A 24,275-nucleotide genomic window follows, 5' to 3' on the forward strand; every position below is an offset into this window, starting at 1 on the left:
GTCCGGCAGGCCAGGATGCGGGATCAAACTTTCATAGGAGAACCAAATGGCAGCGAAGAAAATTCTGTTTTTGACCGGCGATTTTGTAGAAGATTATGAAACGATGGTGCCATTCCAGGCCCTGCTGATGCTGGGCCATACCGTGCATGCCGTCTGCCCCGGCAAGAAAAGCGGCGAGACGATCAAGACGGCCATCCACGATTTCGAGGGCGACCAGACCTACACGGAAAAACCGGGCCATCTGTTTACCCTGAACGCCAGCTTCGACGAGATCGACCCTGCCGGCTATGACGCCGTGATGATCGCCGGCGGCCGCGCCCCCGAATACCTGCGCCTGAACGAGAAAGTCATCGCCGCCGTGCGCCATTTCGCCGAGGCGGGCAAGCCTGTCGCCGCCGTCTGCCACGGCGCGCAATTGCTGGCCGCCGCCGATGTCATCCGTGGCAAGCGCATTTCCGCCTATCCCGCCTGCGCGCCGGAAGTCAAACTGGCAGGCGGCACGTATGCCGACATCGCCGTCACGGACGCCGTCACGGATGGCCAGTTCGTCACGGCGCCCGCCTGGCCCGCGCATCCTGCCTGGCTGGCGCAGTTCGTCAAGCTGCTGGGTACCGAGATTCATTTATAACGTTTTTGCCCGGCGTGCCGCAGTCGCGCGGCCGGGCGTTTCACTTTTCAGATTCGAGCTTTTCATGCATGCGCCGCGCAGTCAACCTTCCCGCAAACAACTTCCCGCTTCGCGCTGGCGCCAGCGCCGCCTGGCGCAATCGTCGGGCCTGAGCGCCGCGCAGGAGCGCCAGCTGGCCACCCTGCACGACATTTCCACCTTGCTGGCAGGCCAGCATGCCATCGATGACCTGTGCCGCGGCTTCCTGCGCCACGTGATGCAGTTCGCGCAGGCCGAAGGCGGCACCGTGCGCATCCTCGATCCGCAGCAGGACACCGTGCACATGATCGTGCACGAAGGCATTTCCGATGCCATGGTGGAAGAGGAACACTGCATCCGCAACAACGATTGCCTGTGCGGCGCGGCCGTGGCGCAGGGCGTGATCCAGATCCGCGATTTCCGCCAGGCCGGTGCACTGCAGCGCTTCCGTTGCCAGGATGAAGGTTTCATCGCCATCGCCGTCTTCCCCATCCTCGCGCGCGAGCAAGTGGTGGGCAGTTTTTCGCTGCACTTTGCGCGCCCGCAAACCGCGCAGGCGCAGCAGCAGGGCTGGCTGGAAACCCTGGGCCAAAGCCTGGGCATCGCGATTGAAAACCAGCGCCTGATCGCGCGCGAAAAGGAATTCGCCGTGGCGCGCGAACGCAGCCTGCTGGCCGAAGGCTTGCATGACAGCATCGCGCAAAGCCTCAATTTCATCAGCCTGCAAGTGCAGATGCTCGACGATTCCGTGCGCCGGGGCCAGCTCGACGAAGCGGCCGAAGTGCTGCCGCTGATGCGCATGGGCGTCGAACAGAGCTACCAGGATGTGCGCGAATTGCTGGTCAATTTCCGCACGCGCTGGCATGGCAGCGACCTGGAAAGCAAGCTTGCGGAAGTGCTGGCCAAGTTCGAGCTGCAGACGGGCGTCGTCGGCACCCTGGACATGAGCGGCAATGGCGCGCCGCTGGCGCCCGAGCAGCAGCTGCAGATCCTCTTCATCGTGCAGGAAGCGCTGTCGAATATCCGCAAGCATGCGCAAGCGGGCACGGTGGCCCTGCGCGTGGAAAACGGACGCGATTTTTCGCTGCAGGTGCGTGACGATGGCGAAGGCTTCGCGGCCAACCTGCGCGACAAGAAAACGGAATTGCAGATCGGCTTGCGTATCATGCAGGAGCGGGCCGAGCGGCTCGGTGCGCAATTTGCCATCGACAGCACGCCCGGCGGCGGCACGACGATCTCGCTGGCCTTGCCGGCGGCCCGGCGCCAGGCCGCGTAACAGATGACTCAAACTTATCAAGCAGAAGAACTCAACATAGTGAACGCACCAATCAAAATCCTGCTGGTCGACGACCACACCTTGCTGCGCAGCGGCGTCAAGCTGCTGCTGCAGCGCAATCCTCTGTTCCAGGTGGTGGGCGAGGCATCGAACGGGCTCGACGGCGTGCGCCTGACAGCCGAGCTGCAGCCTGACGTGGTGCTGATGGACTTGAACATGCCTGGCGTGTCCGGCGTGGAAGCGCTGCAGCTGATTCTGCAAGACCTGCCGCAGATGGTGGTGCTGATGCTGACCGTGTCGGAAAACGCGGCCGACCTGGGCGCGGCCCTGCGCGCGGGCGCACGCGGCTACTTGCTGAAAAATATCGAAGCCGAGCAGCTGGGCCAGGCCATCCTGCGCGCCGCCGCCGGTGAGTCCGTGATTGCCGACGCCATGACGGCCAAGCTGGTGTCGCAGTTCCGCGCCGGCCAGAGCGCGCCCGAAGCGGACTACGATAAACTCACGCCGCGCGAGCGCGAAGCCATGGCCTGCCTGGCGCGCGGCCAGAGCAACAAGGAAATCGCGCGCCAGCTGGACGTGGCCGAAAGCACGGTGAAAATCCACGTGCAAAACATCCTCAAGAAGCTTAAGCTCAGCAGCCGCGTGCAGATCGCCGTCTACGCCGTCGAGCGTGAGCTGGGCAAGTAAATGTCAAACAATGCGCAAATATTCCGCAGAGAATGCGCGATTATTTGACCTGCATGGCGTTCCGGCCTAGACAACCCTAGTTCCTTTGACGTATGGCCTTGACCGTGCGTGCGCATTACACTCTTAGTCATTCGCTAATCTAATAAGAGAGTGTCATGCATAAGGTCAACGTCGATGGCTTGCTATCGAGCCAGGCTCTGTTCCGCCATATTTCCCCTTCGCAATTAGAGCAATTGCGCCAGGATGTGGTGCGCGTCGAAGTGGAAAAAGGCAAAGTGCTGTTCCGCAAGGGTGAAGTGGCGGAAGGCGCCTATGTGGTGGTCTTCGGCCTCGTCAAGCTCAGCGTGTTTTCCATGGAAGGCACGGACAAGGTGCTGGAACTGATCCGTCCGGGCCAGAGTTTCGGCGAAGCCATGATTTTCCTCGATGAACCGTACCCGTTCTGCGCCGAAGCGCTCGAGCACTGTTTGCTGCTGCGCATCCCGCCGCACGCACTGCTGCGCCTGCTGGACCAGTCGCCGCGCATTGCGCGCCAGATGATGAACAGCCTGTCGCACCATCTGATGGGTTTTATCCGCAACGTGGAGCGCTGCTCCGTGCAGAATGCCACCCAGCGCGTGGTCGAGTACCTGTTGCAGGCGTCGGACCAGCAGCGTTCGAACGAAGTCAAGCTGGACCTGAAGAAAAGTTTATTGGCATCGTTCCTGAACCTGGCGCCCGCCACCCTGTCGCGCGTGCTGCACCAGCTGACGGACTTGCACCTGATTAAAGTCAGCGGTTCATTGATCCAGATCCAGCCCGATGCCTTGAAGACGTATCGCCATGGCTCCGCCACGGCGCTGTTGAATTAAGCGTTGAATTAAGCGTTTATCGTTCAGCTTTTTCAGCAGGCAGGGTCAGCCGCCAGAACAGCAGGGCGAGCAAGCTGACCGCCGCGCCCAGCGCGCACACCCCATGCCAGCCCGCCAGCGCATACACGCTGGTGGCGGCAATCGCACCGAGTCCGCTTCCCACCGCATAAAACAGCATGTAGCACGCCACCAGGCGGCTGTGCGCATCGCTGTCGTCCTTGAAGATCAGGCTCTGGTTCGTCACGTGGATGGCCTGGCCCGCCAGGTCCAGCGCGATGATGCCGACGATTAACGGCCACAGGGCCGTACCGGCAAAGCCCAGCGGCATCCAGGCGGCCAGCAACAGCAGCAGGGCCGCGCCCGTCGTCCACTGCGCGCGGCCCTGGTCGGCCATGGCGCCCGCGCGCGCCGCGCCCAGCGCACCGATCACCCCTACCAGGCCGAAGGCGCCGATGGCCGTGTGCGTATAGCCTTGCGCCGTCAGCGGCAGCACCAGCGCGCTCCAGAAAATATTGAAGACGGCAAACATCAGCAGGGCCAGCATGCCGCGTACGCGCAAGACCTTGTTGTGCTTCAGCATGGCCAGCATGGACAGCAGCAGGGCGCCATACGCGAGCTTTTTTTGCGGCAAAGCCGGGGGCGGCAGCATGCGCCACAGCAGCAACAGCAGGGCGCCAGCGATGCTTGCCGAAACGATATACACGGCGCGCCAGTCGGCCACGTCGGCCACCACGCCGGACAGGGTGCGCGCCAGCAGCAAGCCGATCACCACGCCACCCTGCGCCATGCCGACGACACGCCCCCGCTCATGGCTGGCCGCGGCGCTGGCCGCATAGGCGATCAAGCCCTGCGTCATGGCCGTGCCCAGCAAGCCCACCAGCAGCATGCCGGCCAGCAAGGCAGACGTGGAGCGGGCACCGGCCAGCGCCGCCAGGGCGAGCGCCAGCATGCCCAGCTGGAACAGGGTCAGGCGGCGCCGGTTCAGCATGTCGCCCAGGGGCACCAGCAGCAGCAGGGCCAGTGCGCAGCCGATCTGCGTGGCCGTGATGACCATGCCGCTGGCCGCCTCCGTCATGCCGAACTCGTGTGCGAGAGTGGCGAGCAAAGGCTGGGCGTAATACACATTGGCCACGCTGAGGCCGGCCGCCGTGGCAAACAGCCAGACGAGGGTGGGGGGAAGGGCTGTCGTGATGGGGGGATTTGTATCGCGCATGGATGTGGGTTAAGTGGTTTCAAATTAAAACTAGTTGGAGTCTACGGCGAAGAGTTTTAAAATGCAACCACTTAATCCTGGAGCACGACGATGGCCAAGCGCAAGAGCCTGAAAACCGACCCCTGTCCCGTGGCGCGCGCGCTCGACGTGATCGGCGAGCGCTGGTCGCTGCTGATCGTGCGCGATGCCTTCGACGGCATGCGCCGCTTTGGCGAATTCCAGAAAAGCCTGGGCGTGGCGAAGAACATCCTGGCCGACCGCCTGCATACCCTGGTGGAAGAGGGCATCTTTTCGGTTGCCCCCGCCTCCGATGGCACGGCCTACCAGGAATACGTGCTGACGCCGAAGGGACTGGCGCTGTTCCCCGTCGTGGTCGGCTTGCGCCAGTGGAGCGAGGCGCAGCTGTTCGACGCGGGCGAGGCGCATTCGACCTTGCTGCAACGCGGCTCGAACCTGCCCGTGCGCCGCATGGAGGTGCTGGCGCCCGATGGCCGCGTGCTGCAGGCGGACGACACGGTCGTGCACAAGGTGTTGCCGCAATGAGGCGCGTGGCCGTGCTGGGCGCAGGGATTACGGGCGTGACGACGGCGTATGCGCTGGCCAAGCGGGGCGTGGACGTGACCCTGATCGAGCGCCACCGCTACACGGCCATGGAAACCTCGTTCGCGAATGGCGGGCAACTGTCGGCTTGCCATGCGGAAGTGTGGAACCACAAGGCAACGATTTTGAACGCCCTGAAATGGATGGCGCGGCGCGATGCGCCCCTGCTGCTGCATCCATGGCCCAGCTGGCACAAGCTGAGCTGGTTTGCGCAATTTCTCGCCGCCATGCCGCATTACGAACGCAACACCGTCGCCACGGCGCGCATGGCGCTCGCCGCGCGCGAGCATCTGTTTGCCTGGGCGGCAGAAGAGAACATCGCTTTCGACCACCGCCGCGCCGGCATCCTGCATGTGTACCGCGACAAGGCCGGCTTCGAGCGGGCGGCTGGCGTCTCGCGCCTGCTGGCGCAGGGCGGCTTGCAGCGGCGCGCCGTGAACCTGGAGGAAATGCGCGCCATCGAACCGGCCCTGCAAGGGAATTTTTACGGCGGCTACTACACGGACAGCGATTCCACGGGCGACATTCACAAGTTCACCAGCGGCCTGGCCGATGCCTGCGCGCGCCTGGGCGTGGCCTGCCGCTATGGCGCCCAGGTCACGGCACTGGCGCGCGAGCACGGCAAGGTGCGTGTCGCCACGGGCGAGGGCAGCGACCTGTTCGACGCTGTCGTCGTCTGCGCGGGCACGGCCAGCCGCGCCATGGCGGCAAGCCTGGGCGACCATGTCAATGTGTATCCGGTGAAAGGCTATTCGATTACCGTGCAGCTCGATGACGCAGGCAGCCGCGCGGCGGCGCCGGCCGTGAGCCTGCTCGACGATGCGACCAAGCTGGTCAGCAGCCGCCTGGGCGAGGACCGGTTAAGAGTGGCGGGCACGGCCGAATTCAACGGCATCAACCACGACATCCGCGCCGACCGCATCCGCCCGCTGCTGCAGTGGGTGGAACAGTGTTTTCCCGGCGTGCAGACGCGCAAGGTGGTTCCCTGGGCCGGCTTGCGCCCCATGCTGCCAGACATGCTGCCGAAGGTGGGACGCGGCAAGGCGCCGGGCGTGTACTACAACACGGGCCACGGCCACCTGGGCTGGACCCTGGCGGCCGCCACGGCGCAGATGGTGGCAGAGGCGGTGGACAAGGCGGGTGGCTAGTTCTTCGGCAATAAATCGCTGAGCGCGGCGCGCCCCTTGACGGTGAGGAAAGGGCCGACCTTGTTGTAGGGCAGTAAAAAGTCATTTTCGCAGCCGCTGCCGTTCGGGTCTTCCCAGAAAGACACGCCTTCCGGCTTCAAGGACAGGTGGAAGCGGCCACGGCCGTCGTAATCCGTGCCCTTGCATTCGGCGTCGATGGTCACATTTTTAAAAAGGGCCTGGCGCAGGCGGTCCGGCAATTCGGCCTTGTCGTCGCCATCGCTGGCGCTGGCGCCGAACCAGTTCCACACATCCGTTTCCTGGCCCGTCTTCACGTCCCAGGTGCGGAACTTGATGGAAATGCCGCTGGCGCCATAGCCGGCCGCCCAGCGGTAGAACTTCATCGTCACCCAGCGCGGCGACCAGTAGGTGGGCTCCGCATACACTTCGTCCTCCGTCGCGAAACCGTTGCGGCCCAGGTATTCGCGCCGCGTGGCATAGTAGTCTTGCAGGTCTTTTTTATTCTTCGCCAGCACGCCGCGCAGCTGCGCATTGATTTTCGCGATGCCGTCGCCCTGCGCCAGCAATTCCACGGTGATGGTGTCGCCCACTTGCAGGTTGCGGTACTGCTTGCCTTCAAAGGCAACGGGTTTGCTTACCTTGGTGGCGGGAAAATCTTCCAGTGCCAGGTTGTAGGCATCGCTGGCGCAGGACGGGTGTTCGCGGTCGCCCGCCGCTTCCAGCAGGGTCAGGGCCAGCGGCAGGGTCTTGCCGCTTTTCGGCTCCGTCCACGTACCGGCCAGCTTGCCGCCCTGCGGCGCGCCCAGGCTCCATGTGCCCGTCGTATTGTCTTTGGCGTCGAGTTCCTGCCACAGTGTCTTGCCGTTCGGCTTGGCCAGCATGATGGGCGTCTTGTAGCGCGTGTAGTAATAGCTGCCGCTGCGGTCCGACCCTTGCGTGGGACTGGGCTGGTTGAAGCAGGCCACGATATTGGCCTTGCCCACGGTGCCCTGCCAGACGCCTTGTACGGGCATGTCGCCGGCCATGGCGGTATGCAAGGCGGGCAGGGTCAGGCAAGCAAGTAAAAAGCGGCGCATCGGGTTTTCCTGTGGTGGGCGATGGCCGATTCTACATGGCCACGCCCGGGAAATGCCACACGCCAATTATTTCGCTGGCTTTTCCTGCGCCACGATGGCCATCGCCGCGCCCAGGTACCGCAGCATGGCGGCATCGACGAAACTGCCTTCCATCAAACGCGGTTCCTGCTGGTGCGCCTGGCGAAATTTCAGCTGCGTGGCCGGATTCGTGCCCGCGTAGGAGCGGAACAGTTCCAGCCACTGCCGCGCCAGCGCCAGCACGGCTGCATCGGCGTGTGCCGTGCGCGCATCCATGGCGGCGCGCACGGCGGCGATCAGGGCCGGCCATTCGCCCGAGCGCTTGCCATAGTTGGCCACCAGGTGCGCGTATTCGTGCTCATCGAGGAAGGGTTGGTACAGCGCCATGCGCGAGGCATTGAAGGCGGCGAGGATGAACTCCATCACGTGAGCATCGATGCTGGTCGTCGCCTGCATGGATGGCTCCTGCGCATGCATGGCGTTCAGGCGCGCGAACAGTCCCGGGTGGGCGCCCGTGTCGCGCACGAGCTTGACCATCCATTCCGTGCCCAGCGCCTGCGCCCGCGCGTCGCCGGGAGCGGCGCCCGTCGCCTGCAGCGCGCGCACCCTGGCGACGAGCGCCTGCCATTCCTGTTCCACGGCCGCGTCGGACAGCAGCGGCAATTGCTTCAGTTCTTCGGGGGTAAAGTATTTGTCGTACATGCTCATCAACTCCATCGTGGTGAGCCACTCGGCCAGCGCCGGTTGCTGTCCCTGTGCCAGTTGCGCCTGCAAGGTGCGCAGGCGATCGCGCAAGGTGGCAGCCTGCGCGATCTGCTGGTCCAGCATGGCGACCTGCCGCGCCACGATGGATGCCAGGGGCAGCTCGGGGCCGGCGAGGGCGGTGGCGATATCGGCCAGCGACAGCCCGAACCTGCGCAGCGCCATGATCCGGTGCAGCCGGTCCATGTCGCCGTGCTGGTACAGGCGGTAGCCAGCCTGCGTGCGCGCCGAAGGCGAAAGCAGGCCGATGCTGTCGTAGTGGTGCAGGGTGCGGATGGTCAGGCCCGTGAGCCTGGCCAAATCACCGATTTTCAACAGCATCGCATGCTCCTTTTCTGGTGCGTGCAAGCAGGATCACGCCTGACGCAACGTCAGGGTCAACAAGTATTTTCATTGTATCGTCAGCCGCTGCCGCAGTTCCTGCAGCAGGGTGCCCGTTTTCGGCGTCAGCTGGCGCGCCAGCGGCCAGGCCAGATACAAAGGCAAGCCTGGCGTGGCCAGCTGCGGCAGCACGGCCACGATGGCGCCCGTGGCCAGGTGCTCTTCCACCAGCCAGGTGGCCAGCTGCGCCACGCCCAGTCCCGCCAGCACGGTGGCCGTGCGCGCCTCGGCGTCGCCCACCGTCATGCGCGGCGCCGCCAGCCGGTATTCCTGCTGGCCGCCCTTGTCCACGTCCGGGAACAGCCAGGGCATGGGCGAGCCGTCGCCACGGCCGTAGGCGATGCAGTCGTGCTGCTCCAGTTCCCCCAGCGATGCGGGCGTGCCGCGCCGCGCCAGATAGGCGGGCGCCGCGCACAGGATCAGGCGTTCCTGTCCCAGTTGCATCTGCCCCAGCGCGGCGGGCCAGTGCGATGGCGCGCCGATGCGCACGGCGATATCGATGCGCTCCTCGAACAGGTCGACAAAGCGGTCGCTGAAGGCAATCGACGGCTGCAGCTTGGGATACTGCGCGCACAATTCCAGCAGCGCCGGCATCACGCGCAGGCGGCCATACGAGGCGGGCACGCCGATGCGCACCTTGCCGGCCAGTTCCGCCGCGTGCTCGCCCAGCACGTCTTCCGCATCCGCCAGCTCCTGCAGCACGCGCTTGCAGGTGGCGTAATAGGCGCGCCCCGCCTCGCTCAGCTTCAGGCGGCGCGTGCTGCGCTGGAACAGCAGCACGCCCAGCCGCTCTTCCAGCCGTGCCACGCTCTTGCTGACGGCCGAGCTGCTCAGGTGCAGGCGCTCGGCCGCGCGGGTAAAACTGCCCGCGTCCGCCGTGGCGAGAAATGGCGTGATGCCCTTTAAATGTTCCGATGAAAACATGATTCGGGAATTTTATTCATGAATAAGATGAAATAGTATCGCGGATAAGAATTTTGGTCGCGGATATGATGGGGTTTTCTTTGGAGGTACGCTCTCATGCAACGACACGCCCTCATCATCGGCGCCAGCGGCGTCATCGGCAGCAATCTGGCCAGCCATTTGCTGGCGCAAGGCTGGACCGTCACGGGCGTCTCGCGCGGGCGCACGCCCGTGCCTGCCGGCTGCGCCTCCCTGCAGCTCGATGCGACGGATGGCGCGGCCGTCAGCGCCGCCCTGGCGGGCCTCGATGCCAGCCACGTCTTCTTCACGGCCTGGGCGCGCCAGGCAAATGAACAGGAAAACATCCGCGTCAATGGCGCCATGGTGGCCAACGTGCTGGCCGCGCTGGGCCCGGCCGGCCACCTGCGCCACGCGGCGCTGGTGACGGGCCTCAAGCATTACCTGGGGCCGTTCGATGCCTACGGCAAGGGCAGCGTGCCCGTCACGCCATTCCGCGAAGAGCAGGGCCGCCAGGACGTGGAGAATTTTTATTATGAACAGGAAGACCGGCTGTTCGCGGCGGCCGCGCAATATGGTTTTACGTGGAGCGTGCACCGCCCGCACACCATCATCGGCTACGCGCTGGGCAACGCCATGAACATGGGCTTGACCCTGGCCGTGTACGCCAGCCTGTGCAAGGCCAGCGGCCAGCCTTTCGTTTTCCCCGGTTCCTCCGCGCAGTGGCATGGCATCTCCGACGTGACGGACGCAGGCCAGATCGCCCGCCACCTGGCATGGGCGGCGGACAGCCCCGCCGCGCGCAACGAGGACTTCAATATCGTCAACGGCGACGTCTTCCGCTGGAAGTGGCTGTGGCCACGCCTGGCCGCGTATTTCGGCGTGGAAGCGGCGGACTTGCCCGCGACGATGGCGCCCCTGGCTGGCCGCATGCAGGACGCGCCGGCGCAGTGGCGCGCCATCGCGCAGCAGCACCAGCTGGTGGAAGCGGACATCAGCCGCCTCGCCTCATGGTGGCACACGGATGCTGACCTGGGACGGCCGATGGAAGTCATGACAGACATGGGCAAGAGCCGCAAGGCGGGTTTTCTCGATTACCAGGAGACGCAGGATGCCTTCTTTAATCTGTTCGAAAAACTGAAGGCGCAGCGTGTCATTCCACGCTGATCCGGTTGCGGCCAACCATGTTGTCGGCTTACGCCGTTCCGGCTAAGCCGACCTACGCGGCAATCGTCGCAGGTGCGTAGGTCGGCTTAGCGCGCAAGCGCGTAAGCCGACATCCCCTCTGCTATTCGGGCTTGCTGCGTTCCTGCGCCCGCTGCCACTCCAGCCCCGGCCGGTCGACGCGAAATTGCAGCAGCCGCCCTTGCACCACTTCCGTCACGTAGGCCGTGCGGCCATCGGGACCGCCGAAGGTGATGTTGCTGGGCTTGGCGCCGGGCACGCTGATCTCGCGCAGGATGCGTCCCTGCGGCGACAGTTTCACCACCGTGCCCTTGCCGTAGCGCGTCACGTACAGGTTGCCGTCGACGTCCACGCGCATGCCGTCCATGCCGAAATCATCGAACTTGATCAGCAGGCGCTTGCCGCTCAGGCTGCCGTCCGCAGCGATGTCATACATCCAGATATTGCGCTGCACGCTTTCATTCACATACAGGATCTTGCCATCGGGGCTCACCTCGATGCCGTTCGCCGTGCCCATGGTGTCGAGCGCCAGCGTGACCGTGCCATCCTGCGCGATGCGCCACACGCGGCCCGTGTTTTCCTTCCAGTTCGGGTCGCTCGCATACAGCACGTCGTCCCGCGTGATGGCGATATCGTTGGGCTGCGTCATGCGCGGTTCGCGCGCGTGGATGGTCAGCGCGCGCGTGGCCGGATCCACCAGATAGATCGTATGCTCCATGTAGTCGGCCAGGTACATCTGGCCACGGCTGCCGAAGCGAATGCCGTTGGCGATGCTGGTGCCGGGCAAGGTCAGCCACACTTCGCCGCTGCCGTTCGGACGCACCTTGCCGATGGTTTGCTGGCGCGCAAAGTTCACGGCATAGATATTGCCATCCGCATCCACGGCCGGGCCTTCGATGCCCTTGGTGAACGAATGCGGGGCCGTCACGGTGGTGGTGAGAAACAGCGCTTCGTGCGCGGGCGGACTGGCGCAGGCGGACAAGGTGGCCAGCGGCATGGCCAGCAAGGCCGCGCGCAGCCACGGCAGGGCGGTTCGGGAATCGGGCATCAAGAGTTCTCTGTAAATCAGCGGTGGCGTATGTTACCTGAGGCGCGCCGGCCGGGGCGCCAGTCTATGCCGCCACCCTAGGCCGCCACGACGACGAGGTCGGGGAAATCGTCCTGCCAGCCATCCCACTCGTCTTGCAGATGCGCGTGCATGCCGGCACGTTCCTGCGCCTGATCAAACGTGTCCGCGCTGGCCAGCAGAAAATGGGCGATGGCGCGCAGGGTGGCCGGATCGGCGTGGATGGTCACGTCGGAGCAGGGCAGCGCCTGCTCGGACGGCGTATCTTGCAAGTAGCAATGCAGGGAAAGGTGTGGGTTCATGGGTATCAATTGTTGATGTACGCGCCGAGCATGGCGTGCGCGTTCAGGGCTGCGCGGGCCGCTTCCAGTTCTTCGGGCGGCAGGTGCCAGAAGGTCAGGCCGGCGTGCGCTTCGCAGCGGCCATAGGCGTGCATCGCGTCGCGCAGCGCTTGGCGGCGCCCGTGCGGCAGCGCATCCAGTCTGGCTTGCGTGAAACCATTGATGTGATAGACATCGCGCAGGTGCGAATCTTGCAGACCGCGCCGCTTGATGGCGGCCCAGTTATTTGCGGGGCAAGGAATGCCAAAGGTCATCGGATGGGCTTCATCGAGCTGCCGGTAGCCGAGTGCGTAGCCGGTGCCATAGCCCTGCGTTTCAGCGTAGCAGTACACATACTCGCAATGCTCGAACAGGCCGGGTATGGCCCGCGCAGCGTCGAACAACGGCGCCAGCGCAAGCTTGCTGGCGCGTATGGCCAGCACGAACAACGAGCCCGATGAATACACGGCAAGCGCGTCGCAGTTGGTGGTTTCGTCGGCTTCGTCGGGCGGCACGATGCGCGGTGAAAACAGCTCGATGCTGTCGGTCTCTGGCGTAAACAGCATCTTCTCGTAATTTCGCTGTGAGAACTTGACGACCTTGCCGCGCTTGTTGCCGTAGCGCTCGACGGGTTCGCCGATCTGCGCGAACCAGGCGAACAGCTGGGCGCTGGCGGCCGCGGGATCAAAGGCGGTATTTTTCTTGAATTCGCCTACCAGGAAGTGATATTGGTCCATGTGCTGCAAGATTGAATGTGCAACGCGCATGATGCCATGCGCCTGGCCATACGGCTAGCGTGCGCGTGCGCTGAGGGATAATGCGGTTTTGATGAAAGGTGGATGCATGACGGCCCAGGCCATGGATATTGTGTTTCGCGAAGATGTCGCCCTCGATAGCGCGCCCGCCTGGCCTTGTCCGAACTGCGGTGCGGCGGCGCTGGCGCTGCTGCGCGCATCGTTCCATTGCATGGAAACGGCCCACAGCCTGGCGCAAAGGCGGATGGACGGCTGGACACCCGACTGCGTGCAATACCGTTGCAGCGGCCTGCTGCGCTGCGGCGCCTGCGGCGACGTGGTGGCCATGGGTGGCGATGGCGGGGCGGAAGCCGAGGGCGATGGTGTCACGTATGCCGATTTTTTCAGCCCCCGTTATTTTCTTCCCGCGCTGCCTTTGACGACGGCCCAGTTCCGTCACGCCGTGCCCGCCGCCGTTCAGCAAGCGCTGCAGCGCGCCTTTGCGCCATTCTGGAGCGATCCGCGCGCCTGCCATGTCGCCATGCAAGCCGCGCTGCAAGCGATGCTGGACGCACAGGGTGCGCGGGATGCACGATTGGCCGGCGCAATGGACGAGTTCAAGCGTATGATGGAAACACAGATGTGGCTGCCGTCAGACGGCGCACCCGGCACGGGTATTGCACGCCGCAGCGACATCCTGCGCGGCTTCGCGTGGCTCGACGGCTGGCTGAGCGAGCTGTATCCGCCGCTGCATGCGCCGGCGGAGTGACTGATTGTTTTCGTGGTTTTGGCATTCATTGGCAGTAACGACAACGAGGAGACATCATGGAAAAGCCCGAATTCATCTTGGCCGCCAAGGCCATGGAAACCCTGGAGATGTACCAGACCTTCTACGGTCACTCCGCCGAATACCAGGCGCATCAGCAGGAACTGCTGAAGCTGCTGCGCCACAAGGGCGCGTCCCTGCTGGTTTCCGAGCATGGTCCGGCGAAGTTCCTGCTGGCGTTTGCCGATGCGCTCGAGGTGGCGGGGCAGCCGGGGGAATATGTGCCGCTGAGCAGGCGCTAGAGGGTACGCTTCCCATCGCGCAGCGCGGATGGGCCCGGCCCATTTCCTTCGCTGCGATGCCCGTGCCGGAACGGCCCGCGACCTGCGCCGCCGCCAGGCCGGCACTGCGCGTATCTCATGCATTGCCCGAGATGGACTTCGTCCTGGAACCGCGTCAAGCCGGCGTGGGCGCTTGCAGGCTCTTGTGACGATGTGTGAGTTTCTGGCTGCGAATTTGGTGCACACTTTGCCGGTTAGCCAACCGGGAGCTGCACCATGACCAGGTCACATCGCCTGCCGCAACGCCTGCCAGGCAGCGGCGCCCGGGGTTTTTCGCTGCAGACCCTGGCCATCTCTTTTGTCGTCTTGGTGTGCCTGTCGCTGCTGGCGATCCAGTTATGGATGACCTGGCGCGCACGCGAAGTACAACTGGACGAAGCCGCCCGGGGAAGTTCCAATCTGGCGCAATCCGTTGCTCAGCATGCTTATGACACCATCAAGGAGGCCGACACCGTATTGGTGGGGGTGGTGGAGCGCATGGAACATGACAGCGTCGACAGCGTTGGCAACGCCGAGCTTGAGCGTCTGCATGACTTACTGGTGCTGCGGGTAGCGGAGTTGCCGCAGCTGCATGGGATTTTTATCTATGACAAAGACGGCAACTGGCTGGCGAACTCCCAGAAGACGCTGCTGAAAAACCTGAATAATGCCGATCGGGAGTATTTCAAATATCATCAACTGCATGCTGACCGCGGCCCCCATGTCGGCCCGCCCGTGCGCAGTAAATCCACCGGCGACTGGATCGTGACGGTGTCGCGCCGTATCAATCTGTCCGATGGCAGTTTCGGCGGCGTCGTCCTGGCAACGATCAATATGCAGTATTTCAGGGAGTTTTATGAGCGTTTTGCCATAGGCGAACACGGCGCGATTTTTATTGCCAGCGGTAATGGCATTCTTTTGTTGAGAAGGCCATTCGACGAGAGTTATCTGGGACGGGATATTTCAAAGCTTCCCGTATTCCATGATTATTTGCCCAAGAGCCCGGTTGGAACCGCCGTCATCAAGTCGGGGGTGGACGGCGTGACCCGGATCAACAGCTATCGCAGAATCAGCGGCTACCCCCTGGTGGTGTCTGCCGCATTCTCGCAGGATGAAGTGCTGGCCGAGTGGCGCCTTGACGCGGTGCTGCAAAATGCGGTGGGCGGGGTCCTGGTATTGCTGATTGCCTTCATCGGCTATCGCGTCGTGCGGCAAATCGATTTGCGGGAAAAGAGCGAAGCGGGACTGCTGGAGGCGCGTAACGAACTGGAATTGATTAATGAAACCCTGGCGCGTCTTGCCAACCAGGATGGATTGACCGGACTGGCGAACCGGCGCCATTTCGACCAGTCGCTCAGCGCCGAATTTAGCCGTGCACAGCGTGAAGATAGCGCGCTTGGACTGGTATTGCTCGATGTCGATTTCTTCAAGCAATACAACGACATCTATGGCCATGTGGCCGGGGATGAATGCCTGAGAAAAATTGGCAAGGTGGTGGCCTACAGCATGCGCCGGCCGGGTGACCTGGCAGCGCGTTATGGCGGCGAGGAAATGGTGGTGTTATTGCCGGGTACGGATCTGGCGGGCGCGCTGGCGGTGGCCGAAGGCGTCCGCCAGGCCGTGCAATCGCTGGGCATCGCGCATAGCGGCAATCCGCTCGGTGTCGTCACCGTGAGCATAGGCGTGGCCTCGTTGACGCCGGTGCATCTGAAAAATGAAGCAGTTGAACTGGTTGAACTTGCCGACAAGGCCTTGTATAAGGCGAAGGATGCAGGACGCAATCAGGTCTGTTCCCAGGCGCCGTCCTGGAGTACAGGACAGGCGGAAAACATGTTTGCTTTTCGATAGGCATTGCTGACGCAGCGGCATCGGCCTAACGGTGATTCTTGAATAATGAAGCGTCCCCCGATGGCAGACCTGAGTCCGGGGGAAGGAGCAGGGCGAGGGTCAGGTCCGTTATTCATACACGGCCTGAGCTATTGATGTCATCGTTAGGAAACCGCCTGCGGCGCAAGAGCCAGTCAGAGGAATCGGAGAGGGTTGCGCTTGCAGGCGCAACCCGGTTTAGCGGCGCCGAGTTGCGCTCGCCGAAGGCCCCGCAAAACCCCCGCGCCCGTCCAGGACGCGGATGCGACGCCCGCGCTCTGCATGCATGGAATAAATAAAAAGGGCCTCCCCGCCAAAACGGGGAAGCCCTTTTTATTTATTCAGTGGTGGAGACGGCGGGAATCGAACCCGCGTCCGCAAGCACTCCACAGACAGTTCTACATACTTAGCACTATCATTTAATTTAACTCAGCCAGCACGGATGTGCACGTTATGGGCAAGCGAGTTACCTATTATTTAGTCGGACGCTAAGTAACCCAGCATACGACGAGTCCCTGTAAATGACTCTAGAGCTTTTGACGGCCCACCCCAGGGACGAGGTGTTCTAGAGCTAACAGCGATTAAGCTGCCAGTGCGTACGAGTTATCGTTTGCAGTTAAGTTTTTTCTGGGTGTATTTACGAGGTAACCAGCCCTCGGTATGCCCTGCGCTGCTTTGCAACCCACGTCGAAACCAGGTCGTCCCCACAGAACCTTCATTGTAGCGCAATCTTCACACTCTTGCATGATGCATTCGCGCCATCGACGTGAGGGGTCTGATCCGCTGTGTCAGACCTCAGCTTTCCACCGTGAAAAGGCATGCGCCTCAAGCCGCCAGTTGCCGCTCCTGCGCCGCCTTCACCACCACGCTCACCAGTTCCAGCAAGGCTTGCGGCGTGTCCAGCAGATGGTCGGCGTTCCAGTGCTGCGGCTCGACGGGGCCGCAGTAGCCCCAGGCGCAGGCCACCGTGCGCATGCCGGCGGCGTGGCCGGCCTGGATGTCGCGCAGGTCGTCGCCCACGTACCAGCAATCCTGCGGCGCCAGGTCCAGGCGGCGGGCCGCTTCCAGCAGGGGGGCGGGGTGGGGTTTCGGGTGCGCCATGGTGTCGCCCGAGATCACGCAGCCGGCCGCGCCCAGGCCGATCTGGCCGACCAGCGGGTCGGTGAAGCGGGCCGCCTTGTTGGTGACCACGCCCCAGGCCAGGCCCAAGGCTTGCAGCCCTTCCAGCAGGGCGGGGATGCCGTCGAACAAACGGCTTTCCACCGCCAGGGCCGCTTCGTAGTTGGAAAGAAAGGCGTCCTTCAGGGCTTCGTAGCCGCTTTCACCGGGTGCGATGCCATACGACGCGCCTATCATGCCGCGCGCGCCGGCCGAGGCGGTGGGGCGCAGGATGTCGTACGGCGTGGGCGCCAGGCCGGCGCGCGAACGCAGCAGGTTGATGGCGGCCGCCAGGTCGGGCGCGGTGTCGGCCAGGGTGCCGTCGAGGTCGAACAGGATGGCGCGCGGGGCTGGCAGGAGGTCTGTGGTCATGGCGGCAATTGTGTCAAGTAGGAATGAAAAATGGCGGCCGCAGCCGCCTTGTTTTGTGCGTGATGGTTACACAGGCCGGGTGCAGGCCACCAAATAATTGACGCTGGTGTCGTTATTAAGTGAGTAAATCTTGGTCAAGGGATTGTAGCCCATGCCGCGCATGCTGTTGACGTCCAGGCCGGCGCTGCGCACGTACTGCGACAGTTCCGCCGGGGTGATGAATTTGTCGTAGTCGTGCGTGCCCTTGGGCAGCAGGCGCAGGATATATTCCGCCCCCAGGATGGCGAACAGATAGGCTTTCGGGTTGCGGTTCAGGGTCGACAGGAAGACGTGGCCGCCCGGCTTCACCAGCGTCGCGCAGGCCTTGACGATGGCGGCCGGGTCCGGCACGTGCTCGAGCATTTCCATGCAGGTGACGACGTCGTACTGGCCCGGCTCTTCCTCGGCCATGGCTTCGGCGGCGATCAGCTTGTAGCGCACCTTGGCGCCCGATTCCAGGCTGTGCAGGTCGGCCACTTTCAGGGCCTTGTCGGACAGGTCGATGCCCGTCACGTCGGCACCCTTGCGGGCCATCGATTCGGCCAGGATGCCGCCGCCGCAGCCGATGTCGATCACGCGCTTGCCGGCCAGCGGCACTTTCGCGTTGATCCATTCCAGGCGCAGGGGGTTAATTTCGTGCAGGGGACGAAACTCGGAAGTGGGGTCCCACCAGCGGTGGGCCAGCTCACTGAATTTTTGGATTTCAAGAGGGTCGGCGTTCATAGGTCGAATAATAGCGGCAATTTTACAATTGGGCAGCCACGGACGAAAAAAAACCCCGCCGTAGCGGGGTTTTTTCATGCAGTCCTTGACTTGCGCGGTAACTTGCGGCAAGCGTCCGGTTAGCGGCTCAGCTATTACTTGTTGCGGGTACCGACAACTTCGATTTCCACGCGACGGTTTTTAGCACGGCCTTCAGCGTTAGCGTTGCTAGCGACTGGTTGTTTTTCGCCTTTGCCTTCGGTGTACACGCGGTTGCTTTCAACGCCTTTGGAAACCAGGTAGGCTTTGACAGCATCAGCACGACGTACCGACAGTTTTTGGTTGTAAGCATCGGTGCCGACGGAGTCGGTGTGACCCACAGCGATGATGACTTCCAGGTTGATGCCGCCCAATTGTGCGGTCAGCTCGTCCAGCTTCGCTTTGCCTTCTGGCTTCAGCGTCGCTTTGTCGAAATCGAAGAATGCATCAGCAGCGAAGCTGACTTTTTCCGAGGTAGGAGCAACGACGACTGGTACTGGTACCACGACGACTGGTGCTGGGGCAACGACTGGTGGCGGAGGTGGAGCCACGCATTTGCCGTCTTGCAGAGTTTCTGGCTCTACGCACAGGGGTACGTCGCAACCTGGCACCGCGTCAGCAGGTGTCCAGTAACCGGTACGCCAGCACAGGCCGAATGGGTCACGCACGATAACGCCGCGAGCATCTTGCACGTAAGCGCTTTTTGGGCTTGGTGCTTTGATGTCAGTAGTAACTGGCGCGAACGGTGGGGAGGTTGGGGTTTGGGCCGAAGCCGAGCCAGCAATCACTGCGGATGCAGCGAAAAACAGCGTTACAAATTTATTCATTCTTTTTTCCTTTCGGGGGGTGATATCCGCAGAACAACACTGCGCTACTGGTGCTACGTGCCAAGATTTTATCATGTAGACCATATGCGCTCGTTTCAGATTGCGAAACTAGCAATTAACTTCCCAGTCATTTTGCCACACGCATCAGGGGCACACGACCGTGGTTAAATCAAAGCTTGCCCGATTTTAGACCGCACGTTGTTTTTGCGCAACGGAAATGCCCATTTGTAACGCGTCTGTAACAATTGATCGCTTTTTTTGCCACTTTTAAGGGCAGAAGTGTTGAACTGATATTGCCATTGTGCATTATCGACAAGCAGCCACGCACACCGACGGTGCAAACTGACAATATTGCTGGTCTGGCCAATTTGTACAGTGAGCCGGGCGCGCATGCTAAAATCGTGCGCTTGACTGTTACGATTACCAAACAAAAAGTGCACGGCGGCGCGGCATGGCCTGGACGTACCGACGGTACGGCTGGCGGCTTTGTCCCTGTCCTGTCCATTTTTTGCTTGGCACTCCGCCATAACAGCCACCCAGGATATGCAGTATTGCGTCATACATTGCGTAGCAGATAAGTTAACCACAGCCTGAGAGCAGTCGAACCGCCAATGGATCAATTCGCAAAAGAAACAATTCCAATTTCCCTCGAAGAAGAGATGCGCAAGAGCTACCTCGATTACGCCATGAGCGTGATCGTCGGGCGCGCCTTGCCGGATGCGCGCGATGGCTTGAAGCCAGTGCACCGCCGCGTCTTGTTCGCGATGCATGAAATGAACAACGTGTGGAACCGCCCTTACGTCAAGTGCGCCCGCGTGGTCGGCGAAACCATGGGTAAGTATCACCCCCACGGCGACGCCTCGATCTACGACACCTTGGTGCGTATGGCGCAAGATTTTTCGCTGCGTTACACCCTCGTCGATGGCCAGGGCAACTTCGGTTCCGTTGACGGCGACGCCGCCGCCGCGATGCGCTACACCGAGTGCCGCCTGGACAAGATCGCCGCCGAGCTGCTGGCCGATATCGACAAGGACACCGTCGACTTCCAGCCCAACTATGACGGCAAGGAAAAGGAACCGACGGTCTTGCCGACGAAGATCCCGAACCTGCTGATCAATGGCTCGTCCGGTATCGCGGTCGGCATGGCGACGAACATTCCGCCGCACAACATCACCGAAGTGATCGATGGCGCGCTGCACGTGCTGCGCAATCCGGAATGCACGATCGATGAACTGATCGAGCTCATTCCCGCGCCCGATTTCCCGACCGCCGGCATCATCTACGGCGTGTCCGGCGTGCGCGACGGCTACCGCACGGGCCGTGGCCGCGTGGTCATGCGCGCCAAGACGCACTTTGAAGAATACGGCAAGGATGGCGGCCGCATCGCCATCATCGTCGACGAGCTGCCATTCCAGGTCAACAAGAAATCCTTGCTCGAACGTATCGCCGAAAACGTGCGCGACAAGAAGCTGGACGGCATTTCCGACATCCGCGACGAGTCCGACAAGTCGGGCATGCGCGTGGTGATCGAGCTGAAACGCGGCGAAGTGCCGGAAGTGGTGCTCAACAATCTGTACAAGCAGACGCAGCTGCAAGACACCTTCGGCATGAACATGGTGGCGCTGGTCGATGGCCAGCCGAAGCTGCTGAACCTCAAGCAGATGCTGCAATGCTTCCTGTCGCACCGCCGCGAAGTCGTCACGCGCCGCACCGTGTTCGAACTGCGCAAGGCGCGCGAACGCGGCCACGTGCTCGAAGGCCTGGCCGTTGCCCTGGCCAACATCGATGACTTCATCGCCATCATCAAGGCCGCGCCGACGCCGCCGATCGCCAAGGTCGAGCTGATGGCGCGTCCATGGGATTCGTCCGTCGTGCGCGAAATGCTGGCCCGCACGGGCGACGGCAATACGCCAGGCGGCGTGGATGCCTATCGTCCGGAAAACCTGCCGAAGCACTACGGCATGCAGGCCGATGGCCTGTACAAGCTGTCGGACGACCAGGCGCAGGAAATCCTGCAGATGCGTCTGCAACGCCTGACTGGTCTGGAGCAGGACAAGATCGTCAACGAGTACAAGGACGTGATGGCGCACATCGCCGACTTGCTCGACATCCTGGCCAAGCCGGAGCGCGTCACCGTCATCATCACCGATGAAATGACCCTGGCGAAAAACGAATACGGCGTCGGCAACAAGGACGTGCGCCGCTCGCAGATCGAACTGAACGCGACCGACCTGGAAACGGAAGACCTCATTACGCCGCAGGACATGGTCGTGACCCTGTCGCACACCGGCTACATGAAGGCGCAGCCGATTTCCGAATACCGCGCGCAAAAACGCGGTGGCCGCGGCAAGCAGGCGATGGCGACGAAAGAGGAAGACTGGATCGACCAGCTGTTCATCGCCAATACGCACGACTATATCCTGTGCTTCTCGGATCGTGGCCGCATGTACTGGCTGAAGGTATGGGAAGTGCCGCAAGGCTCGCGCAACTCGCGCGGCAAGCCGATCGTCAACATGTTCCCGCTGCAGGACAACGAAAAGATCACCGTGATCCTGCCGCTGTCGGGCGAGAACCGCACCTTCCCGGAAGACCATTACGTCTTCATGTCGACCAGCCTGGGTACCGTGAAAAAGACGCCGCTGAAGGACTTCAGCAATCCACGCAAGGCCGGCATCATCGCGGTCGACCTGGACGACGGCGACTTCCTGATCGGCGCCGCGCTGACCGATGGCCAGCACGACGTGATGCTGTTCTCCGATTCGGGCAAGGCAGTGCGCTTTGACGAAAACGATGTGCGTCCGATGGGCCGTACGGCGCGCGGCGTGCGCGGCATGAACCTGGAAGAAGGGCAGCACGTGATCGCCCTGCTGGTGGCCGAGAACGAGCAGCAGTCGGTGCTGACGGCCACGGAAAATGGCTACGGCAAGCGTACGCCGATCACCGAGTACACGCGCCATGGCCGTGGCACGAAAGGCATGATCGCCATCCAGACCAGCGAGCGTAACGGTAAAGTGGTTGCCGCGACCCTGGTCGACACCAGCGATGAAATCATGCTGATCACCACCGGTGGCGTGCTGATCCGCACCCGCGTGTCGGAAATCCGCGAGATGGGCCGCGCGACGCAGGGCGTGACCCTGATCGCCGTGGAAGACGGCACCAAGCTGTCCGGCCTGCAGCGCGTGGTGGAGACGGATATCGACGAAGTCGAGCTGACGACGGAGGCGGGCACGGATGCCGCGCCGGCGCCGGCTGAACCAGCCGAACCTGTCGACCCGGCCCAGCCGGAGTAAGATGATTGGGGCTCTTTCGGGAGCCCCAATTGCTATTGGCGCGCCATGTGCGCGCCAGCAGCGTTTCGTAGGTCGGGTTAGCCCGTCGGGCGTAACCCGACATGCATCGCCGGCAATGTCTATTTACAAGTCACTCAACATCCCGCAAGCCATGAGAAAAATCGTCGCCACCTTCTTCGCCGCGTTTTCGCTGGCCTTCCTTGCGACCCTGCCGGCCCTGGCCCAGAGCGCGCAAGCCACGCCGGCCCGCCAGGCAGCGCCCAGTCCCGCCATGAAAGTGGCCGTGCGGCGCATGCTCGACGCGATGCAGTTCCCGCAACTGACGCGCAATATCTTCGACCAGATGCTGCAATCGGTGCCGGCCATGATCCGCCAGTCGGCGCAGCAGCAAATCAGCATGGATCCGAAGCTCGATGCGCAGCGCAAGGCGCGCGCGCTGGCCAACGCCGAGGAAGAGATCCCCCTGGCCATCGCCACCCTGACGCAGGTGCTGGCCGACCCGACCCTGATCGAGGAACTGGGCGACGAGATGGTGCCGCTGTACGCGCGCTTTTACACGGTGCAGGAAGTCGAGCAGCTGACAGCGTTCTACCAGACACCGCTGGGACGCAAGATGCTCTCCACCATGCCGCAGCTGTCGGCCGAATCGATGGCCATCAGCCAGCGCGTGCTGATTCCGCGCGTGAACGCCGTGCTGGACCAGGTCATGCGGGCGGCCACGCAGTCGCCTCAATAATTCCCATTTTTGCCAAGGACCGTATCGTGAGCCACATCTATAATTTTTCCGCCGGCCCTGCCGTGCTGCCCAAGGAAGTGCTGGCGCAAGCGGCAGCCGAGATGCAGGACTGGCATGGCAGCGGCATGTCGGTGATGGAAATGAGCCACCGTGGTCCCGAGTTCATCTCCATCTACCAACAGGCCGTGGCCGACCTGCGCGAACTGCTGGCCGTGCCGCAGAACTACAAGATCCTGTTCCTGCAGGGCGGTGGCCTGGGCGAGAACGCCATCATTCCCATGAACCTGGTGGGCCATGGCGCCACCCAGCCGGCGACCGTCGACTTCGTGCACACGGGTTCGTGGTCGGGCAAGTCGATCCAGGAAGCGGCCAAGTATGCCAACGTGAACGTGGCGGCATCGTCCAAGGCCGCCCATTTCACGGGCGTGCCGCCCGTCTCCGAATGGCAGCTGACGCCAGGCGCCGCCTACCTGCACATCTGCACCAATGAGACCATCGATGGCGTGGAATTCCAGCAGGCGCCAGCCGTGCCGGCAGGCACCACCATCGTGGCCGACATGTCTTCGCACATCCTGTCGCGCGTGATCGACGTGTCGCAGTACGGCGTCATCTTCGGCGGCGCGCAAAAAAATATCGGACCGGCCGGCCTGACGGTGGTCATCGTGCGCGAAGACTTGCTGGGCAAGGCGCTGCCGATCTGCCCGTCCGCTTTCGACTGGACCATCGTGGCCGAACATGAGTCGATGTACAACACGCCGCCCACCTACGGCATCTATATCGCCGGCCTGGTTTTCCAATGGCTCAAACGCCAGGGTGGCGTTGCAGCCATGGAACAGCGTAATATTGAGAAAGCGGCTCTGCTGTACGCGGCGCTCGACGCGGACGACTTCTACCAGAACCGGGTCGCCCCTGAATACCGCTCGCGCATGACCATCCCGTTCTACCTGCGCGATGAAAGTCTGAACGACGCATTCCTGGCCGGCGCCAAGCAGCGCGGCCTGCTGCAACTGAAGGGCCACAAGTCCGTCGGCGGCATGCGTGCATCGATCTATAACGCGATGCCGATCGAGGGCGTGCAAGCCCTGGTCAACTATTTGAACGAGTTTGCCGGACGCTAGAACGCCTGCCAAAAAGTCCAGGGCGCTGTTGCATTGCCTTGCCGTACCTTCGTACTGCCAGCGGCAACGCGCCTAGCCCTGATCATTTTGTCCGGCATTCTCATGAATATGCGCGCCGGCCCGCCGCCGGCGCAGGCCGCGCGGCAATGATTGAAGTA

At 62.7% G+C, this 24,275-nt stretch carries 24 protein-coding genes and 1 other RNA gene; 13 read left to right on the top strand and 12 right to left on the bottom strand.

The annotated features are described in order from the left end of the window. The first annotated feature begins 46 nt into the window (after positions 1 to 46). The 4 genes from JaAD80_RS03385 to JaAD80_RS03400 all read left to right on the top strand — a co-directional run bounded on the left by JaAD80_RS03385 (position 47) and on the right by JaAD80_RS03400 (position 3,460). Positions 47 to 628 carry a DJ-1/PfpI family protein gene (locus tag JaAD80_RS03385; RefSeq protein ID WP_102292877.1) on the top strand — a complete coding sequence of 194 codons (582 nt, stop codon included), beginning with the start codon at positions 47 to 49 and terminating at the stop codon, positions 626 to 628. A 64-nt stretch (positions 629 to 692) separates the two neighbouring features. Beyond that, complete coding sequence (locus JaAD80_RS03390) at positions 693 to 1,922, top strand: ATP-binding protein (protein WP_102292878.1); 1,230 nt, start codon at positions 693 to 695, stop codon at positions 1,920 to 1,922. A 3-nt stretch (positions 1,923 to 1,925) separates the two neighbouring features. Further along, positions 1,926 to 2,609 (top strand): response regulator, encoded by a 684-nt coding sequence (locus JaAD80_RS03395; RefSeq protein WP_180979277.1) that lies wholly within the window; start codon positions 1,926 to 1,928, stop codon positions 2,607 to 2,609. A 155-nt stretch (positions 2,610 to 2,764) separates the two neighbouring features. Beyond that, positions 2,765 to 3,460 carry a Crp/Fnr family transcriptional regulator gene (locus JaAD80_RS03400; protein WP_092798371.1) on the top strand — a complete coding sequence of 232 codons (696 nt, stop codon included), beginning with the start codon at positions 2,765 to 2,767 and terminating at the stop codon, positions 3,458 to 3,460. A gap of 16 nt (positions 3,461 to 3,476) precedes the next feature. Here JaAD80_RS03400 and JaAD80_RS03405 read toward each other — a convergent pair whose 3' ends face one another. Continuing rightward, positions 3,477 to 4,673: an MFS transporter gene (locus tag JaAD80_RS03405; protein ID WP_102292879.1), complete on the bottom strand. Its 1,197-nt coding sequence runs from the start codon at positions 4,671 to 4,673 to the stop codon at positions 3,477 to 3,479. 90 nt (positions 4,674 to 4,763) lie between these two features. On the opposite strand from JaAD80_RS03405, the gene JaAD80_RS03410 reads away from it, so the two are divergent. Together JaAD80_RS03410 and JaAD80_RS03415 are read left to right on the top strand one after the other, a co-directional pair. Beyond that, positions 4,764 to 5,216, top strand: a complete 453-nt coding sequence (locus JaAD80_RS03410) for a helix-turn-helix domain-containing protein (protein ID WP_102292880.1) — start codon at positions 4,764 to 4,766, stop codon at positions 5,214 to 5,216. Then, positions 5,213 to 6,421 carry a D-amino acid dehydrogenase gene (locus JaAD80_RS03415; protein WP_102292881.1) on the top strand — a complete coding sequence of 403 codons (1,209 nt, stop codon included), beginning with the start codon at positions 5,213 to 5,215 and terminating at the stop codon, positions 6,419 to 6,421. The genes JaAD80_RS03410 and JaAD80_RS03415 overlap by 4 nt, the downstream gene beginning before the upstream one ends. Here JaAD80_RS03415 and JaAD80_RS03420 read toward each other — a convergent pair. The 3 genes from JaAD80_RS03420 to JaAD80_RS03430 all read right to left on the bottom strand — a co-directional run bounded on the left by JaAD80_RS03420 (position 6,418) and on the right by JaAD80_RS03430 (position 9,582). Then, positions 6,418 to 7,497: a hypothetical protein gene (locus JaAD80_RS03420; RefSeq protein WP_102292882.1), complete on the bottom strand. Its 1,080-nt coding sequence runs from the start codon at positions 7,495 to 7,497 to the stop codon at positions 6,418 to 6,420. The genes JaAD80_RS03415 and JaAD80_RS03420 overlap by 4 nt on opposite strands. Positions 7,498 to 7,563: 66 nt before the next feature. Then, positions 7,564 to 8,598, bottom strand: coding sequence for a MerR family transcriptional regulator (locus JaAD80_RS03425; protein WP_102292883.1), 1,035 nt, complete (start codon positions 8,596 to 8,598; stop codon positions 7,564 to 7,566). 69 nt (positions 8,599 to 8,667) lie between these two features. Further along, a complete protein-coding gene (locus JaAD80_RS03430) occupies positions 8,668 to 9,582 on the bottom strand; it encodes a LysR substrate-binding domain-containing protein (RefSeq protein ID WP_102292884.1) in 915 nt (304 codons plus the stop codon). Between the two features lie 96 nt (positions 9,583 to 9,678). On the opposite strand from JaAD80_RS03430, the gene JaAD80_RS03435 reads away from it, so the two are divergent. After that, positions 9,679 to 10,746, top strand: a complete 1,068-nt coding sequence (locus tag JaAD80_RS03435; RefSeq protein WP_102292885.1) for an SDR family oxidoreductase — start codon at positions 9,679 to 9,681, stop codon at positions 10,744 to 10,746. A gap of 121 nt (positions 10,747 to 10,867) precedes the next feature. On the opposite strand, the gene JaAD80_RS03440 is transcribed toward JaAD80_RS03435, so the two are convergent. The 3 genes from JaAD80_RS03440 to JaAD80_RS03450 form a co-directional block, all read right to left on the bottom strand. Then, the gene (locus JaAD80_RS03440; RefSeq protein ID WP_180979278.1) at positions 10,868 to 11,812 is read right to left on the bottom strand and encodes an SMP-30/gluconolactonase/LRE family protein; all 945 of its coding nucleotides are present in this window, start codon (positions 11,810 to 11,812) and stop codon (positions 10,868 to 10,870) included. Positions 11,813 to 11,889: 77 nt separating this feature from the next. After that, a complete protein-coding gene (locus tag JaAD80_RS03445; RefSeq protein ID WP_146012243.1) occupies positions 11,890 to 12,132 on the bottom strand; it encodes a hypothetical protein in 243 nt (80 codons plus the stop codon). 5 nt (positions 12,133 to 12,137) lie between these two features. Next, on the bottom strand, positions 12,138 to 12,887 hold the full coding sequence (locus JaAD80_RS03450) for a hypothetical protein (RefSeq protein WP_102292887.1): 750 nt from the start codon (positions 12,885 to 12,887) through the stop codon (positions 12,138 to 12,140). Between the two features lie 106 nt (positions 12,888 to 12,993). Here JaAD80_RS03450 and JaAD80_RS03455 point away from each other — a divergent pair, with 106 nt between their 5' ends. The 3 genes from JaAD80_RS03455 (at position 12,994) to JaAD80_RS03465 (ending at position 15,818) form a co-directional block, all read left to right on the top strand. Next, entirely contained in the window at positions 12,994 to 13,653 is a 660-nt protein-coding gene (locus JaAD80_RS03455; RefSeq protein WP_102292888.1) for a hypothetical protein, read from the top strand. 56 nt (positions 13,654 to 13,709) lie between these two features. Next, on the top strand, positions 13,710 to 13,952 hold the full coding sequence (locus JaAD80_RS03460) for a hypothetical protein (protein ID WP_102292889.1): 243 nt from the start codon (positions 13,710 to 13,712) through the stop codon (positions 13,950 to 13,952). Positions 13,953 to 14,207: 255 nt separating this feature from the next. Further along, positions 14,208 to 15,818, top strand: a complete 1,611-nt coding sequence (locus JaAD80_RS03465) for a sensor domain-containing diguanylate cyclase (RefSeq protein WP_102292890.1) — start codon at positions 14,208 to 14,210, stop codon at positions 15,816 to 15,818. Between the two features lie 363 nt (positions 15,819 to 16,181). Here the strand turns inward: JaAD80_RS03465 and ssrA are convergent. From ssrA to JaAD80_RS30090, 5 genes are all read right to left on the bottom strand, one after another. Beyond that, positions 16,182 to 16,542: a transfer-messenger RNA gene (ssrA, locus tag JaAD80_RS03470) on the bottom strand. A 119-nt stretch (positions 16,543 to 16,661) separates the two neighbouring features. After that, positions 16,662 to 17,366: an HAD family hydrolase gene (locus JaAD80_RS03475; protein ID WP_102292891.1), complete on the bottom strand. Its 705-nt coding sequence runs from the start codon at positions 17,364 to 17,366 to the stop codon at positions 16,662 to 16,664. Between the two features lie 66 nt (positions 17,367 to 17,432). Beyond that, positions 17,433 to 18,128: a bifunctional 2-polyprenyl-6-hydroxyphenol methylase/3-demethylubiquinol 3-O-methyltransferase UbiG gene (gene ubiG / locus JaAD80_RS03480; RefSeq protein WP_102292892.1), complete on the bottom strand. Its 696-nt coding sequence runs from the start codon at positions 18,126 to 18,128 to the stop codon at positions 17,433 to 17,435. A gap of 134 nt (positions 18,129 to 18,262) precedes the next feature. Next, positions 18,263 to 18,973 (bottom strand): outer membrane protein OmpA, encoded by a 711-nt coding sequence (gene ompA, locus JaAD80_RS03485; RefSeq protein WP_102292893.1) that lies wholly within the window; start codon positions 18,971 to 18,973, stop codon positions 18,263 to 18,265. A 164-nt stretch (positions 18,974 to 19,137) separates the two neighbouring features. Further along, a complete protein-coding gene (locus JaAD80_RS30090) occupies positions 19,138 to 19,533 on the bottom strand; it encodes a hypothetical protein (protein WP_146012244.1) in 396 nt (131 codons plus the stop codon). A 51-nt stretch (positions 19,534 to 19,584) separates the two neighbouring features. Between JaAD80_RS30090 and gyrA the strand changes: the two genes are divergently transcribed. The 3 genes from gyrA (at position 19,585) to serC (ending at position 24,117) form a co-directional block, all read left to right on the top strand. Beyond that, a complete protein-coding gene (gene gyrA, locus JaAD80_RS03490; RefSeq protein WP_102292894.1) occupies positions 19,585 to 22,263 on the top strand; it encodes a DNA gyrase subunit A in 2,679 nt (892 codons plus the stop codon). A 115-nt stretch (positions 22,264 to 22,378) separates the two neighbouring features. Continuing rightward, positions 22,379 to 22,999, top strand: a complete 621-nt coding sequence (locus JaAD80_RS03495) for a DUF2059 domain-containing protein (RefSeq protein WP_180979279.1) — start codon at positions 22,379 to 22,381, stop codon at positions 22,997 to 22,999. Between the two features lie 26 nt (positions 23,000 to 23,025). Then, a complete protein-coding gene (serC, locus tag JaAD80_RS03500; RefSeq protein ID WP_102292896.1) occupies positions 23,026 to 24,117 on the top strand; it encodes a 3-phosphoserine/phosphohydroxythreonine transaminase in 1,092 nt (363 codons plus the stop codon). Positions 24,118 to 24,275: the final 158 nt, after the last annotated feature.

The organism is Janthinobacterium sp. AD80 (assembly GCF_002878455.1).
Taxonomy (GTDB): domain Bacteria; phylum Pseudomonadota; class Gammaproteobacteria; order Burkholderiales; family Burkholderiaceae_D; genus Janthinobacterium.